We start from the raw sequence: 14,917 nt of genomic DNA on the forward strand, positions 1-14,917 counted from the left end.
TAGCGTGGTGGGGCGGGCCGGGGACTCCCGGTCCGCCCCACCCTTCTCCGTGCGCCGAGGGGCGGCTCACATGGACGGCAACGGCAAACAGACCGAGTCCACCGTGATGGTGGTCGACGACGTGCACGCCGGCCGCTACGCGCTGGGTGCGGTGCTCCGCCGGGCGGGACACAGCGTGGTGCCCGTCGCCAGCGGCGGCGAGGCACTGACCGAACTCGATCTACGGCTGCGCCGGGGCACCCTGCCCGACGTCGCCCTCGTCGACGTGGGCCTGCCGGACACCGGGACCGCGAGGACGACATCGCACTCCTCGCGCTGCGGCTGGGCGGCACGGAGCTAGGGTGAGGGTGCCCGCCGTAGAACAGGAGCGTCATGCCGCAGATCACCGTCGACTACTCCGCATCGCTGGAGGACTCCTTCGACCGGCGCGGATTCGCGCCCGCGCTGCACGCCGAGGTGGTCGAGATCGCGGCCGCGCGGATCGAGGCGTGCAAGACCCAGTTCCGCCGCACCGAGGACACCACGGTCGGCGCCGACCTCGAGGGCCACGCGGTTGTGCACGTCACCCTGGGGCTGCTGGCCGGACGCAGCGACGACACCAGGGCGCGGCTCACCGAGGCGACACTGGAGCTGCTGCGGCAGCATGTGAAGCCGGCCGAGGGAGTCGCCCTGCACCTCTCCGCCGAGGTGCGGGATCTCGACCCGTCGTACCGCAAGTCCGAGAGCTGACGGATCGTCGGCGCGTCCGTCAGGACGCCAGGGAGATCAGCCGGGCGGCCAGATCACCGAAGGGTCCGTCGCCCGGCTCGTCCCGCAGCACCCGCCGCAGCAGCGTCGCCATCTCGTCGTCGTGGACGGCGCTCACCGCCGACAGCGCGGCGAAGTCGTGCACGAGCTGGACCTCCAGCTCGCGGCGGGGGATCCGGCGCCCGTCCAGCCAGATCAGTGCCGTCGACTCGACGAGCGAGATCCATGAGCGGATCACCAACTCCAGGCGCGCCGGCGGCTCCGTGATCCCCAGGTGCGCGAGGATCTGGACATACGCGGCCTGACGCACCGAGTCGACGAGCGCGTTCGTCCGCGACGAGCCGACCGCAGGCCCGCCGCGCATCAACGCCGAGAAACCGGGGCCGTGTTCGTCGACGAAGTCGAAGAACCGGTGCATCACGCGCAGCAGCCGGGCGCCCAGCGGCCCCTCCCGCGGCTCCACGAAGCGGCCCGCCAGATCCTCCGAGGCGCGCGTCAACGCGGCTTCGTAGAGGCTCAGTTTGCCGGGGAAGTAGTGATAGACCAGCGGTCTCGAGATGCCTGCGGCCGACGCTATCTCGTCGATCGAGACCTCGTCGGGGGAGCGCCGGCTGAACAGTTCGAGCGCGATGCCGATCAACTGCTGCCGCCGTTCATCGACTCCCATTCTGCGGCGTGCCCCGGTTGTCATGCGAACACCTTACCGATCGGATTCGGACCCGAACGCGTCCCGGTGACCATGGAGGTTCACATATTCAGCACGGTTCACTCACCGAATGCCCATGATTCGGGTGTCAACGGCCCGCGCCGCGCCGCGGTCGGACCCCGAGACACCCTCGAGCGGCCGGCAGTCCGCGCTCAGCGCAGCCCGCTGATCGTCCTGCCGTCCTCGAGAGTCCCCTTCAACCCGGCCTGCGCGCCCTGCGCTGCCCGCACCGCCAGCAGGTTTCCGTCCGCCGAACCGGTCACCCCGCCGGTCGCCCGGATCGACCCGGTGTCCGAGCTCCCCGCGGCGAGGAGGTACCAGCGACCTTCCGCGGATTTCCACAACACCCCCGCCAGCACATGGGGATCCTTCGTGCCGCACGCGGTGACGCCCTCGGCCTTGGCCGCGACCGCCCCGTACCGCCCGCCCGGCGTCTGGAACTGAGCCAGCACCCGCGGCCCGTCCCCCCGCCAGGTGTCGGCCCGTGTGCACACCCAGGCGGCCGACCCGGACCCGTCCGGCAGCGTCTGCCGCGCGAACTCCCAGGCGTTGACGGACCGGACGCCCTGCGACCGCACGGCCGCCAGCGAGCAGGCGAACGGGGACCAGGTCCGCAGGGCCTCCGGCTCGGAGGCCTCGCCGGGTGCGCCGGGCCGTCCCACCGTCAGATGCGCCGGGGTCAGCTCCCCGAGGTCGGTCAGCAGCCGGATGCCCGAGCCTTCCGTGAGCTGGAGCACGTTCCACGACGAGCACGAGCCGGTCGCCTCGGCCGGACCGGCCAGCGGCGCGGTGACGCCGTCCTGGAGGCCCAGGTCCACGGCCTCGGCGGACGGTTCGAGAAGGTCCCGCTCAGCGGCCTTGGTCACCCAGGGCGCGGTCAGATAGCGGACGTTGCCGTCGGCGCGGCCCAGGACGACCGCCTCCGCCTCGGCGCCGGTGGCCGCGTCGACGCGTGCGAAGTCGAGTGCGGCTCCGTCCGTGCCGCGGGCCGGCTCGGCATAGCGGGCGATGCGCAGACCGTCGTAGAAGATCACCACGCGTGCGGCGTCGACGCGCCCGGCGTAGAGCAGTTGCGGTGGCCCGGCCGGAGCACCCGAAGGGGTGCCGGGGGTGGCGGAGACCTGTACCGACCCACCGGGTCGCGACCAGACGGCGAGTGCGCGCCGGAGCAGCGCGGTGTCCCCGGTGAGGCCACCGCGCGCCGGCCACACGGAGAAGTCGGTGCGCGCCGAGGTCCGCCAGGCGGTGGGCGGCACCTTGGTGACCTTGGCCGGGTCCAGTGCGGCCCGGGCCGCGGGGTTCTGTGCATACCCCGGGGCGGCCGCACCGTCCGGGCCCCAGCCGCCGCTGGGCAGGGCGAGCAGCACGCCGCACACCACGGCGGCGCCCGCGGCGGCGAGCGCGGCCTTGGTGTGCTGCCGGCGCCGCATCAGATCGGTCGGCCGCGCCTGCAGTGAGCACGGGTCGAACTCGGGGGACTCCAGCAGCGCGTCCTGCCTGGGCACGCGCGAGGCCTCGCGCAGGGCGGCCGTCGGGCGGGTGACACCGGCGGCTGACAGCACCTTGCGCACGTGGTCCTCGGGCAGCCGCTCCAGGCCGCGCAGCACATAGGCGGCGCGGGCCGGCCCGGGCAGGGCGGACAGCTGCTGGTCCAGGGCGAGTTCCTCGGCGCCGCCCGAGCGCGGAAACAGCTTCAGGCCCCACACCTGGGGAAACAGGGGCGGCAGTTGCGAGCGCCTGGGCCAGGCCGTGCGCTTCGGCGGGCGGCCCGCCTCCAGAGCCGTACGCAGCACCTGGAGACGCAGCAAGGAGTAGCCGGGGTCCTCCCCTCCGCCGTCGGTCCCTCCCGCGGCCTGGGCCGGGATCACGGAGGCGGAGGCGCGTCTGCGGGGCAGCGCACGCTGGACGAGGGCGTGTGCGGTCAGCACCCGCCGCGTACGGCCGAGACCGGGTGGCAGCACCAGATAGGCGAGGCGGACGAGCCGGGGGTAGTGCTCGACGAGTGCGGCCTCGGCCTGCTCGACGTCGACGACCGGTCCGGAGCCGGGAGTTGTGCGCGGGGCGACTTCCTGTGACTGCACGTCCGGCAAACGAGCGAGACGGTGGTTGGTCACCTGGACGGTGGCCCGGCCCGGTTCCCGGGCGCTCCTGGGCACAGGGCGCAGCGGACGTTCCGTACCGGGCCGTCCGAGCGGGCCGGACGGACGCTCAGGCCCCCGGTTCGACCAGCATGCGGGCGTAGTTCGCCATCGAGCGCTGGTAGCGCGGCAGATGGGGTGCGAGCGCGCCGAGCACCAGGGACAGGCCCTCGCGGTCGCGGCCCAGGCTGGACAGGCACAGGGCCAGGCAGCCGCGCACGGCGTCGTCCAGTTCGTCGGAGGGGGCGTCGAGTTCGGGGGTGAGCAGGGTGACACCCTCCTCGGCCTGTCCGGTGTTCCGCAGCGAACTGGCCAACTGGATCTTCGTGCGGCGCCCGCGGTAACCGTCGAGGCCGCGGGCCAGCGCCTCCCGGTACAACGGCACCGCCTTGTCCGAGTGACCCGTCGAGTCCCAGGCGCAGGCCCTTTCGAAGAACCCGAGCGGGCTGTCCTCGGGCAGTTCGGCGACGAGGGCGTCGATCACGGCGCGGAAGTCCTCGGCGCTCTCGGGCGATCCGCCGCCGGGTGCCGTCCTGGTGTGCTCCTCGAAGCCCGCCCAGGCGGCGGCCACGCGCTGCTCCCAGTCCTGCGTGCTCATGATCCCCCTTGCTCCGGTGCTCAGGCCGCCCACCCTCGCACAACTGTGCCGGTTGGGGCACCGGATTCCGGGCTCGTCACGAACGGGCCGGGTTCGGCGGCTCTCCGGGCGGCCGTACCGCCGCCGGGCGGGTCGCCGTCCGGGCGGTGGGCCGTCAATGACGGAGCCGAGCGTTGAGCCGGGCCGCCTGGCGCGTCAGATGGTCGCGCTCGGCGAGGTTCGCCGCCTTGCGGGCCGCCTCGGCGTACAGACGCGCCGCCGTACCGAGGTCGCCGTCGCGTTCGTGGAGGTACGCCGCCACCGCGCAGTGGCGGGGGAGCGAGTCGTCCAGCCCGGCGAGCGCCGCGAGTCCGGCGCGCGGTCCGTCGGCCTCGCCCACGGCCACCGCGCGGTTGAGCCGGACGACCGGGCTGTCGGTCAGCCGCGCGAGCTCGTCGTACCACTCGACGATCTGCACCCAGTCGGTCTCCCCGGCGGTGGGCGCGTCGGCGTGGAGTGCGGCAATGGCCGCCTGGGCCTGGAACTCGCCGAGCCGGTCGCGGGCGAGGGCCCCCTGCAGGATCACGACACCCTCGGCGATCGCCTCGGTGTCCCACCGGGTGCGGTCCTGCTCGGCGAGCGGCACCAGGCTGCCGTCGGGTGCGGTCCGGGCCGCGCGCCGAGCGTGGTGCAGGAGCATGAGGGCCAGCAGCCCGGCCACCTCGGGGTGGTCGATCACGGCCGCGAGCTGCCGGGTGAGCCGGATGGCCTCGGCGGCCAGGTCGACGTCGCCGGAGTAGCCCTCGTTGAAGACCAGGTAGAGGACGCGCAGCACGGTGGCGACGTCCCCGGGCCGGTCGAACCGCACGCCGGAGACGGTGCGCTTGGCCCGGCTGATGCGCTGGGCCATGGTCGCCTCCGGCACCAGATAGGCCTCGGCGATCTGGCGGGTGCTCAGCCCGCCCACGGCGCGCAGCGTGAGCGCGACCGCGGACGACGGCGTGAGCGACGGGTGGGCGCACAGGAAGTAGAGCCGTAGCGTGTCGTCCGCCGTCGGGGCCGGACCGGGCGCCGGCTCCTGGTCGACGGCCTCCTCGCGCCGGCGGCGCGCCGCGTCAGCCCGGGTCGCGTCCAGGAACCGGCGCCAGGCCACGGTCACCAGCCAGCCCTTCGGGTCCCGCGGTGGCCGCTCCGGCCACACGCGGACCGCCTCCACCAGTGCGTCCTGCACGGCGTCCTCGGCCGCCGCGAAGTCGGCTCCGCGGCGGACGAGGACGGAGAGCACGCCCGGTGTGAGGCTCCGGAGCAGGGCCTCGTCCATGGGGGAGGTCACTCCGTGATGGTGGGCGGGGCGGTCAGGAACGGGCGCACCTCGAGCCACTCGTGGATCGGCTTCCCGCCCGCCCCGGGGGCGGCCGACAGCTCCCCGGCCAGGTCGACGGCGCGCTCGTAGCTGTCGACGTCGATCACCATCCAGCCGGCGATGAGGTCCTTGGTCTCGGCGAACGGGCCGTCGGTGACCGGCGGGCGGCCCTCTCCGTCGTAGCGGACCCACTTCCCCTCGGGAGCGAGCGCCTGACCGTCGACGAACTCGCCGGTCTTCTCCAGCCGGGCCGCGAAGTCCTGCATGTACTGGATGTGCGCCGAGATCTCCTCCGGCGTCCATAGGTCCATGGGTACGTCGTTGACCGCCGCCGGTGCTCCGCGGTAGTGCTTCAGCAGCAAGTACTTGGCCATCGTGATTCTCCTCGGTGCTGGTGCGACCCATTGTGGTCACGTTCACTGCGGGGACGGAGCCGGTCACGTGTTCTCGACATCGCCGGCGGATTGCTTTTCGGAGATCTTCCGGACGGGGCCCGGGCTCCGTCCGGACGTCGGACCGGAGTCGTCCCCGCACGGCCGGTTCGTGTGTGATCCGGAAGGGACCGCCGGTGCCATTGAGCACGGGGCGCGCCACAGCCGTAGGGAAGGGCAGGGCCCTTGCGGGGGCTCCCGGCGGCATGGGCCCCGAGGACCGGAGGAAACACATGAGATGGACGCGCGAGATGCTGACGGCCGGTGCGGCCGTCGCCCTGCTGACGCTGACCGGGTGCGCGGGGTCGGGAGGGTCGGACGACGCCCAGGAGAAGATCCCGGCGACCGCGACCGGCAGCCTGGAGGACCTGGCGGCGGACGTGAAGTGCAAGCCGAACATCCAGACGGACGCGGACGAGATCCGGCAGGCCATCTGCAACAACTCCGACGGCAAGTTCGTGCTCGCCACCTTCGCCACCGACCGGGGGCAGCGTGACTGGATCAACGACGCCAAGGACTACGGCGGCTTCTATCTGGTGGGCCGCAAGTGGGTCGCGGTGGGCGACGACGGCGTGGTCGAGGCGTTGCGCGGCACGCTGGGCGGCGATGTGGAGATCGGCACGGACCACCACGCCCACGCGGGGCACAGCGGCTGAGCCGCGCATGGGCGGACATGCCGAAGGCCGGTGGCGGGATCTCCCGCCACCGGCCTTCTTCAGTCGATCACCGGGTCACTGACACTGCTGACCACGGTTGACGCAGTTGGTGATCTTGTTCGCCAGGCCGCCGGTCGTGACACTGATGAAGTCGTCGTGATCGGTGGCCGGCTTGTGGAGCTGCTCGGGGAAGCCGTCCACCGCATAGGCGTTCTTCACCACGCCGTTCTGCAGGGTCGGCGGCGTGATCTTGTACACCAGACGCATCGTCAGCTGCGGGATCGCCTTGAAGCCGTTCTGGCAGTTGCCGCGCGCGTCGGCGAAGGCCACATGCGTGCGGTGGTTGGCGCTGTCGATGTTCTGGCCGTCCCAGCAGCTCTGGAACGCGAACGTGCGGACCACGTTGCTGCCCCGCGGGCAGATCGGGTACTGCGTCGTCAGCTGGACCTTGTTCTCGAAGCCGGTGCAGCTCCAGTGCGCGTTGGCGTTCGCCAGCCCGTTGGTCGTGGTCTTGGCGTCACCGGTGATGATGCGCAGGAACTGCGGCATCGCGACGACCTTGCCGGTCGGGCTGCCGACGTACTTGATCTGCGCCTGCACCGGCGTCAGGATCCGGCCGACGTTGCCTTCCTTGCCGCCGCCGTCCGCGTCCTGGTCGAAGTCCTGCGAGCCGTCCTGAACACGGACGACCGGCCAGTAGTAGGACGACAGGTCGTTCTTGTTCTGGCAGCTGGTCCCGCCCTGCAGGAACGTGTCGTTGCTGGCGAACGCGTTGACCTTCTGGTTGCCGACGTAGTCGTGCAGGTGGTGCGCGCCGTTGGCCACGCCGGGCGCCACGATCACGTTGTCGGTGTTGTGGTTCTTGTTGGCGTTCACGCCGCACCGAGTGGTGAACGTGCCCGTCGAGGCGTTGCGGCTCCTCTTCGGCTTCGCCTGGACGTTCCGTCCCACCTTCGTGATGTCGACGAAGTCGGCCGCGACGGGACCGTTGCCGGCCTGGCCGCCGTTGCCCTGCTGCTGGCCGCCGTTGTTGTTCTGCTGCTGGCCACCGTTCTGCTGCTGGCCGCCGTTCTGCTGCTGGCCACCGGTGTTCTGCTGCTGACCACCGTTCTGCTGCTGGCCCGTGTTGTCCTGGCCGGCGTTGGTGTTGGCCTGGTTGGCGGTGGCTCCGGTGCACCCGGCCAGACCGTCCAGGCTGTCGGGCGCGCTGCCGCCGACCCGGTTGATCTCCAGCTGGATGCGGTCGATGATCACCTGTCGCCGCTCCTTGAGCGGCTGGAGGATCGAGTTCTGGACGAAGCTCGCGTCCCTCGACTGTGCGTCGCGCGTGGTCGCCAGACGCTGGTAGGCGTCCGTGATCTGGCGGTCGAGGTTGGCCAGTTCGCCGTCGACCTCGGTACGGGCCTGGTTCGGCACATTGGTGAGTTGCTGGCCCACGTCCGGGCAGGTGATGGTGGCCACCTGCGCCGTGGCGGCCTTGGTGGTGTTCTGCCCGTTCGTCTCGTGTGCCGAGGCGTAGTAGTTCGCCCAGATCAGCCCGCCCCCACCGAGCGCTAGGGCAGCCGAGGCGGCTATGGCCTTGGTGGCCAGCGGCGTACGGCGTTTTCTCGTGTTGCGTCCCATGGAACTCCTCTGACTTCCTTTCGGGGCGGAGGCGCCCGACAGGGGTGAAGCGGCGCCATCCCATACGCAGGGGGTTCGTGGGGCGTTCAGAATTCTCAGAAAAACTTGGCGGCCCGGGTGGTCATTTCAGGCGCAAGGGGCACAGAAGCCCCTGTTTCAACGGCAGTTGAGCGGGGTAGCCCTCCGGCTTTGAATTACATTCAGTTTTGAGTCCGGTGCCGTCCTTTCCGGTCGCGATCCATATGGGCGACTGCGGCCGTGAACCGGCCATTGTCGTCGTGGGAAAACGCCATGACCCGGTTTGGCGAAAATGTGGGAGATATGTTTCGCGATCGCCCGTTCCGGTACGACGAATCGGACGGCACCGGATCCGGATCAGAGCCCGAGCACCTTCGCCTCCACCGCGGGGTCGAGTCCCACCGGCGGCAGGCCCGCCCGCCGCGGTGCTTCCCCGTCGAGGCCGCGCAACCACTCCCAGGTGTCCCGTACCGTCTCCTCTACCGTCCGGCACCGCAGCCCGTCGCGCACCGCCCGTGAGACGTCCGCGGCGTGCAGGGCGGCGTGGTAGTCGGTGTCCGGCGGCACCCACACGGGCAGCTGGGTCCACGGTTCGATCCCGGCGGCCAGGATCGCCTCGGGCGCCGTCCAGCGCAGTTGCGCGGCGCCCCCGGTCACCTGTGCGCAGGCGTCCAGCAGTGCGCCCATGGTCGCGTGGCCCTGCGGGCTCATGAGGTTGTACGGCCCGCTGAGCCCCTGCTCCACCGCACCGAGGATCCACCCGGCGAGGTCGCGGGCGTCGATGTACTGCAACGGCAGGTCGCGCGGACCGGGCGCGAGCACCGGACCACCGCGGGCCATCCGGCCGAGCCACCAGGGCAGCCGGCCGACGTTCTCGTGCGGACCCAGGATCAGCCCGGCCCGCACGAGCACCGACGCGTTCGCGCCGAAGGCCCCGGTCGCGGCGAGTTCCCCGCCCACCTTGTCCTGCGCGTACTCGGTGCGCTCCGCGTCCGCCGCGGCCCCCTCGACCAGGGGAGCGCTCTCGTCGTACCCGGGGTCGGGCGCCCAGGCGTACACCGAGCAGCTGGACACATACACATACCGGCCGGCGCGTCCGGCGAGCAGCCCCGCGGTCTCGTGCACCGCGCGGGGCGCCCCCGACCAGGTGTCGACGACGGCGTCCCACTCGCCGTCGGCCAGCGCCGCGAGTCCGCCGGTCTCGGTGCGGTCGCCCCGCAGCGCGCGTACCCCGGGCGCGGGCCGGTGCCGCCCCCGGTTGAGGACGGTGACGTCCCAGTCTCGATCGAGGGCGGCGTCCACGACGGCCCGCCCCACGAACTCCGTTCCACCCAGCACCAGAAGTCTCATGCCGACGACTGTGCCGGGCGGGCCCGCGGGGCGGAACCCCGATCTGCTGACAGGAGATTCGCCGCAGGCGTCAGCGACCGCCCCGCGGCACGTACTTGTAGCCCACGCGTCGCACCGTCTGGATCGCCCCGCGGTGCTCGGTGCCCAGCTTGCGCCGCAGCCGGGCGATGTGGACGTCGACGGTGCGTCCGTCGCCCACATGGTCGTATCCCCACACCGTGGTCACCAGCTGGTCCCTGGTGTGCACCCGGTGGGGGTGCGCGACCAGGTGCGCGAGCAGCTCGAACTCCAGATAGGTGAGGTCCAGGGGCCGTCCGGCCACCGTGGCGGTACGCCGAGCGGTGTCGACGCCGAGGAGACCCGCGCCGTCGACGGCCGGGGCGGGGTCCTGCTCGCCGGGCACCGCGACCGGCAGCACCGGCGGTTGCCGGTCGGCCGGGACGAGCACCAGGTAACCGATCATCGGGGGCCTGCCCGGCAGACCGGGCAGGGAGTGCTGGGGTGCCGGCAGCCAGGTGGCGCCGGGCGGCAGGAAGTCCGCCATGTCGACGACCTCGTCGCGGTCGACGGCTCGCAGCCGATGGCGTGCGGAGCCGTCCGCGGAGGCGGCGGGGGTGTCGAGGGCGGCGGTCGAGCGAGGACGAGTGGTCGCCATGAGAGGTCAGCTCTTTCGCGCGAGAAGTTCGTCGGGAGAGGCCGACGACCGCGGGTGTGGCCGGGGGTCGTCGGGGACGTACGTCGTGCGCGCTGGCCGGAGGCCGGGTGTACGGCTTCAGAGGGCCCGCGCGTTTCGCGCGCGACAACACACCCGGTCGAAGTCATGGTGCTGACGGGAGGGCCAGAAGGGCTCGAGGTCATGGCGACCCGTCGCACTGAGCTTCTGGAAGCTGGCCATGGGTCCATTGAAGCAGACGACAGCGCTGCGCAGGAGACCGCTCTCACCCGTCGGACGCTCCTGACGCGAACGTGACGTCGCCCACCGCACGGAGGGCGGGAGACGCGAGGGGGCGCCCACCGTGCGGTGGGCGCCCCCTCGGAGCCGTTGGTGCGTCGATCAGGCCTGGCCGGCCTTCTCCAGCGCCGAGCAGCAGGTGTCGACGATCAGGCGGGTCACGAGATACGGGTCGACGTTGGCGTTCGGACGGCGGTCCTCGATGTACCCCTTGCCGTCCTTCTCCACCTGCCAGGGGATGCGGACCGAGGCGCCGCGGTTGGACACCCCGTAGGAGTATTCGTTCCACGGGGCGGTCTCGTGCAGACCCGTCAGCCGGTCGTCGATGCCGGCGCCGTAGCTCTTGACGTGGTCCATCGGCTTGGAGCCCTCGCCGAGCGCCTCGCACGCGGTGATGATGGCGTCGTAGCCCTCGCGCATCGCCCTGGTCGAGAAGTTGGTGTGCGCGCCTGCGCCGTTCCAGTCGCCCTTGACCGGCTTCGGGTCGAGGGTGGCGGAGACGCCGAAGTCCTCGGCGGTGCGGTACAGCAGCCAGCGGGCGACCCACAGCTGGTCCGCGACCTCGAGCGGGGCGAGCGGGCCGACCTGGAACTCCCACTGACCGGGCATGACCTCGGCGTTGATGCCGGAGATGCCCAGACCCGCCTTCAGGCAGTTCTCCAGGTGCGCCTCGACGATCTCACGGCCGAAGATCTCGTCGGCGCCGACACCGCAGTAGTAGCCGCCCTGCGGGGCCGGGAAGCCACCCTCGGGGAAGCCGAGCGGACGCGTGCCGTCGAAGAAGGTGTACTCCTGCTCGATACCGAAGATCGGCTCCTGCGCGGCGAACTTCGCGGCGACCTCGACCAGCGCGGCGCGAGTGTTGGAGGGGTGCGGGGCCATGTCCGTGTCGAGGACCTCGCACAGCACCAGGACGTCGTCGCCGCCGCGTACCGGGTCGGGACAGGAGAAGACCGGCTTGAGCACGCAGTCCGAGGAGTGGCCCTCGGCCTGGTTGGTGGAGGAGCCGTCGAAGCCCCAGATCGGCAGCTCGGCACCCTTGGCGTCGTCTCCCAGGATCTTCGTCTTGGAACGGAGTTTGGCCGTCGGCTCGGTGCCGTCGATCCAGATGTACTCAGCCTTGAAGGTCACGGGCCACATCCTTCGGGGTGGGTCTCGACCGCGCGGTCGAACCTGTTGCGGGTGCGCGGCGCAGCGGCACTGAGCGCCCGGTGTCGCCAGCAGCCTGTCAACAGGCGATTTCCCGGCCGTTGCCCATGTGTGAACCCCGTGTTACCCGGGGCCTGTGTGCCCTGTCTCCGCGCCGTGGTCCGCGGCGGCACGGCGGACGCCGTCCAGGAAGCCACGCACCGCCGCCAGTTCCCGTTCGTCGTACCCCTGGAGCAGCTCGACGGCCCGTCCGATCAGCGGACCGAAGGACGCCCACCCGAGCTCCACCGCCCGCTCGTCGACCTCGACGAGCACCCGCCGCCGGTCGCGCCCGTCCCGTACGCGCCGGACGTGCCCGAGCCGTTCCAGCCGGTCGACCAGGGCCGTGGTGCCCGCGGAGTTGAGCCCGAGGAGTGCGCCGAGACGGCCGGCCGTCATCTCCTCCCCGGCACGCGAGGCGTCCATGAGGGCGATCAGGGCACGCACGTCGGTCGGGTGCATGCCGTTGCGATGGGCGAACCGGACACTGTGCAGGCCGAGTTCGACGGTCGTGGCGCGCAGGAGATGGACGATCTCCAGCTCGGGTCCCTGGTGTGCCCGGTCCGCCATGCGTGCCCCGATCGTCGGCTTGTATCTTGCTGGCCAAGTATCTCGCTCAGCGAGAGAATAAGGGCTCATGGACTCCTCCGCACACAAGACGCATGATCCGGCCGAGTTCCTCGCGGCGTACGACGACCTGCTCGCCCGGTGGCCCGCCGGCACCCGGCACGACACCGTGGCCACCGACTTCGGCAGCACCCGGGTGAACAGCTGCGGCCCGCACGACGGTCCACCGCTCGTGCTGCTGCCGGGTGGCCGTGCGACCTCGGCCTCCTGGTTCGCCAACGCGGCCGCCCTGTCCCGTGTCTTCCGCGTCCACGCCGTCGACCTGATCGGTGACGCCGGGTGCAGTGTTCCCGACCCGAGCCGCCCCGTCCGCACGGTCGAGGACCTGACGGCCTGGCTCGACGCGGTACTCGACGGGCTGGGGATCGACCGGGCCGCCCTGACCGGGCATTCGTACGGCGGCTGGATCGCCCTCCACTACGCCTTGCACGCCCCGGGCCGTGTCACCCGCCTCGCCCTGCTCGACCCGACCCAGTGCTTCGCCGGGTACCGGGCCGGCTACCTCCTGCACGCCCTGCCCATGACCCTGCGGCCCGCCGCGCACAGGGTCCGGGCCTTCCTGGAGTGGGAGACGGGCGGGGCGCCGCCCGCCTCGTGGCTGCGGCTCCAGGAGGCGACGGCCGGATTCCCGACGGCCCGTCCGGTCACGGGGCCACGCCCGAGCGCCGCCGCGCTGCGCTCGCTGCGTACCAGGGTCCTGCTGCTCGTGGCCGCGAACAGCAGGACCCATGATCCCCACCGGGTGGCCGCCCGTGCCGCCGAGTTGCTGCCTGACGTGGAGACCCATGTACTGCCGGGGGTGTCTCATCACGCTTTGCCGTACACCGACCCGGCGGTCACGGACCGCCGCCTCCTGGAGTTCCTGAGCGGCTGACGTCACCCCACCTTCTCGATCACCGCCCGGCGGATCAGGAACTTGCCGGGCTCGCGGACCTGCTCGAAGGCCGCGTTGTTGAGCAGCGCGCAGCTGCCGGAGACCGAAGTGACCGTCACCGTGGTGGACTTGTTGTTGTCCAGGTTGGTGACCTTCAGCCTCGTGCCCGCCGGGAACTGGTTGCTCGACGCGGCGGGGGCGCCGGCCTCACCGGACAGCGTCACCGTCGAGCCCTTGCAGACCTGTTGGCCCGAGGCGTTCCCGGTGTTGCCCGCGGGGGCCGTCGTCGCGGGTGCGTTGCCCGCGGGCTGCGAGGCCTGAGGGTCCTGAGCCGACCCCCCGGCCTGCGCGGCACCGCCGGGCTGCGCCGCCCCGCCCGCCTGGACGGACTCGCCCACCTGGCAGCCCGACGCCTCCTGCTGGACCTTGATCTGGGCGATCACCGCCTCACGGTTGGCGATCCGCGCCGCCGACTGGGCGTCCGGTGCGGCCTTCTGCCCGGCGATGAACGACTCGTTGTTGCCGAGCGCGGTGGCCAGCCCCTTGCAGACCGTCGAGTTGGACGCGTTCTGCACGTTCGCCGCGTTCGAGGTGGCCGCGAGGGCGAAGGCCCCGCTGCCGGCCACGGCGACCGCGGTGACCGCCAGCGCGATCTTCTTCTTGCGACTGAGGGTTCTCCTACGCGACATGCGCGCCTCCTGTCCCCGGCCGCCTTCCCCGGCGGCCGGTCGCGATAGGTACGCCGCTATGTACGAGGACCCGAACGGGGTTGCTCAGCAGTTGCAGAAGTCACCGAAGTAACGTGGATCACACGGCGGTTGCGGTCAGCGGGACAGGGCGTCGCGTACCGCTTCGTCCGTACGGGCGACGACGGCCGTGCCGTCCTCGGCGGTGATGATCGGCCGCTGGATGAGCTTCGGGTGCTCGGCGAGCGCACGCACCCACCGGTCGCGGTTCGCCTCGTCCCTCGCCCACGCCTTCATGCCGAGTTCCTTGGCGTCTGTCTCCTGGGTGCGGGTGATGTCCCAGGGCTCGAGGCCTAGGCGGGTCAGTACATCGCGGATCTCGTCCTCGGTGGGGACGTCCTCCAGATAGCGCCGGACCGTGTAGTCGGCGCCTTCCGCGTCGAGCAGGGTGAGCGCGCTGCGGCATTTCGAGCAGGCCGGATTGATCCAGATCTCCATGTCCCACACGGTAGTCGAAGCACCACTTCTCACGGGTGTCACAACCTCGTCCAAAGCCCTTGTGGCCAGCGGCTTTTGTCAGTGGGCGGCAGTAGAATAGAAGCAGTGTTCGAGGGAGTTGCCGGGACGTCCGGACGACTCCCCGCCGCGACAGGAGGATGCCCGTGCCCGCTGCCGCAACGAAGCCGAAGTCGAACAGGTCCACCGCCCACCGGCAGGTCGCGCTGGACCTGCCGTACGCGCCGGTGGCAAAACGCCCGCTCCCTCCGGGGCGGCCGCGCGAGTGGTACGTCACGCACAACCGGCGCCTGAAGGCGATGCGTCTCGCCATCGCCCTTCTCGACTCCGGGGTGTACATGGCGAATCAGGCGCGCAACGAGACCATACGGAGCACGGCGGAACGGATCGGAGTCCACCCGCCGTCGGACACGACGTGCCACATGGTGCGGGCGCTGATGAGGTACAGCCGCTGATCCGTGGTGC

Annotated in this window: 16 protein-coding genes and 1 pseudogene; 5 read left to right on the forward strand and 12 right to left on the reverse strand. The window is 71.5% G+C overall.

Features of this window, described 5'->3' with window-relative positions; translation table 11 throughout:
* Window positions 1–70 precede the first annotated feature (70 nt).
* Window positions 71–280, forward strand: a pseudogene (locus RCR19_RS26520) (protein phosphatase); the annotation flags it as partial.
* A gap of 92 nt (window positions 281–372) precedes the next feature.
* Window positions 373–729 carry a 5-carboxymethyl-2-hydroxymuconate Delta-isomerase gene (locus tag RCR19_RS26525; RefSeq protein WP_331267403.1) on the forward strand — a complete coding sequence of 119 codons (357 nt, stop codon included), beginning with the start codon at window positions 373–375 and terminating at the stop codon, window positions 727–729.
* A gap of 19 nt (window positions 730–748) precedes the next feature.
* Here RCR19_RS26525 and RCR19_RS26530 read toward each other — a convergent pair whose 3' ends face one another.
* The 5 genes from RCR19_RS26530 to RCR19_RS26550 form a co-directional block, all read right to left on the reverse strand.
* Window positions 749–1,438, reverse strand: coding sequence for a TetR/AcrR family transcriptional regulator (locus tag RCR19_RS26530; RefSeq protein ID WP_331267404.1), 690 nt, complete (start codon window positions 1,436–1,438; stop codon window positions 749–751).
* Window positions 1,439–1,605: 167 nt separating this feature from the next.
* The gene (locus tag RCR19_RS26535) at window positions 1,606–3,534 is read right to left on the reverse strand and encodes a hypothetical protein (protein ID WP_331267405.1); all 1,929 of its coding nucleotides are present in this window, start codon (window positions 3,532–3,534) and stop codon (window positions 1,606–1,608) included.
* A gap of 127 nt (window positions 3,535–3,661) precedes the next feature.
* Entirely contained in the window at window positions 3,662–4,189 is a 528-nt protein-coding gene (locus RCR19_RS26540) for a tetratricopeptide repeat protein (RefSeq protein ID WP_331267406.1), read from the reverse strand.
* Window positions 4,190–4,343: 154 nt separating this feature from the next.
* Window positions 4,344–5,489 carry a DUF6596 domain-containing protein gene (locus RCR19_RS26545; RefSeq protein WP_331269564.1) on the reverse strand — a complete coding sequence of 382 codons (1,146 nt, stop codon included), beginning with the start codon at window positions 5,487–5,489 and terminating at the stop codon, window positions 4,344–4,346.
* A gap of 8 nt (window positions 5,490–5,497) precedes the next feature.
* Entirely contained in the window at window positions 5,498–5,905 is a 408-nt protein-coding gene (locus tag RCR19_RS26550) for a YciI family protein (protein ID WP_331267407.1), read from the reverse strand.
* A 290-nt stretch (window positions 5,906–6,195) separates the two neighbouring features.
* On the opposite strand from RCR19_RS26550, the gene RCR19_RS26555 reads away from it, so the two are divergent.
* The gene (locus RCR19_RS26555) at window positions 6,196–6,618 is read left to right on the forward strand and encodes a hypothetical protein (RefSeq protein WP_331267408.1); all 423 of its coding nucleotides are present in this window, start codon (window positions 6,196–6,198) and stop codon (window positions 6,616–6,618) included.
* Window positions 6,619–6,693: 75 nt separating this feature from the next.
* On the opposite strand, the gene RCR19_RS26560 is transcribed toward RCR19_RS26555, so the two are convergent.
* The 5 genes from RCR19_RS26560 to RCR19_RS26580 form a co-directional block, all read right to left on the reverse strand.
* A complete protein-coding gene (locus RCR19_RS26560; protein WP_331267409.1) occupies window positions 6,694–8,241 on the reverse strand; it encodes a DUF1996 domain-containing protein in 1,548 nt (515 codons plus the stop codon).
* A gap of 375 nt (window positions 8,242–8,616) precedes the next feature.
* A complete protein-coding gene (locus tag RCR19_RS26565; RefSeq protein WP_331267410.1) occupies window positions 8,617–9,609 on the reverse strand; it encodes an NAD-dependent epimerase/dehydratase family protein in 993 nt (330 codons plus the stop codon).
* A gap of 70 nt (window positions 9,610–9,679) precedes the next feature.
* Window positions 9,680–10,264, reverse strand: coding sequence for a winged helix-turn-helix domain-containing protein (locus RCR19_RS26570; RefSeq protein ID WP_331267411.1), 585 nt, complete (start codon window positions 10,262–10,264; stop codon window positions 9,680–9,682).
* A gap of 399 nt (window positions 10,265–10,663) precedes the next feature.
* The gene (gene glnII, locus RCR19_RS26575) at window positions 10,664–11,692 is read right to left on the reverse strand and encodes a glutamine synthetase (RefSeq protein ID WP_331267412.1); all 1,029 of its coding nucleotides are present in this window, start codon (window positions 11,690–11,692) and stop codon (window positions 10,664–10,666) included.
* A 141-nt stretch (window positions 11,693–11,833) separates the two neighbouring features.
* Window positions 11,834–12,319, reverse strand: coding sequence for a MarR family transcriptional regulator (locus RCR19_RS26580; protein ID WP_220294351.1), 486 nt, complete (start codon window positions 12,317–12,319; stop codon window positions 11,834–11,836).
* A gap of 67 nt (window positions 12,320–12,386) precedes the next feature.
* Between RCR19_RS26580 and RCR19_RS26585 the strand changes: the two genes are divergently transcribed.
* A complete protein-coding gene (locus RCR19_RS26585; protein WP_331267413.1) occupies window positions 12,387–13,250 on the forward strand; it encodes an alpha/beta fold hydrolase in 864 nt (287 codons plus the stop codon).
* Window positions 13,251–13,252: 2 nt separating this feature from the next.
* Here RCR19_RS26585 and RCR19_RS26590 read toward each other — a convergent pair whose 3' ends face one another.
* Window positions 13,253–13,939, reverse strand: a complete 687-nt coding sequence (locus RCR19_RS26590) for a hypothetical protein (protein WP_331267414.1) — start codon at window positions 13,937–13,939, stop codon at window positions 13,253–13,255.
* 135 nt (window positions 13,940–14,074) lie between these two features.
* Window positions 14,075–14,434, reverse strand: a complete 360-nt coding sequence (locus RCR19_RS26595) for an arsenate reductase family protein (RefSeq protein ID WP_331267415.1) — start codon at window positions 14,432–14,434, stop codon at window positions 14,075–14,077.
* Between the two features lie 164 nt (window positions 14,435–14,598).
* On the opposite strand from RCR19_RS26595, the gene RCR19_RS26600 reads away from it, so the two are divergent.
* A complete protein-coding gene (locus tag RCR19_RS26600; RefSeq protein WP_331267416.1) occupies window positions 14,599–14,907 on the forward strand; it encodes a hypothetical protein in 309 nt (102 codons plus the stop codon).
* Window positions 14,908–14,917: the final 10 nt, after the last annotated feature.

It is taken from the genome of Streptomyces sp. WAC07094 (genome assembly GCF_036320405.1).
Classification (GTDB): Bacteria; Actinomycetota; Actinomycetes; order Streptomycetales; family Streptomycetaceae; genus Streptomyces; species Streptomyces lannensis.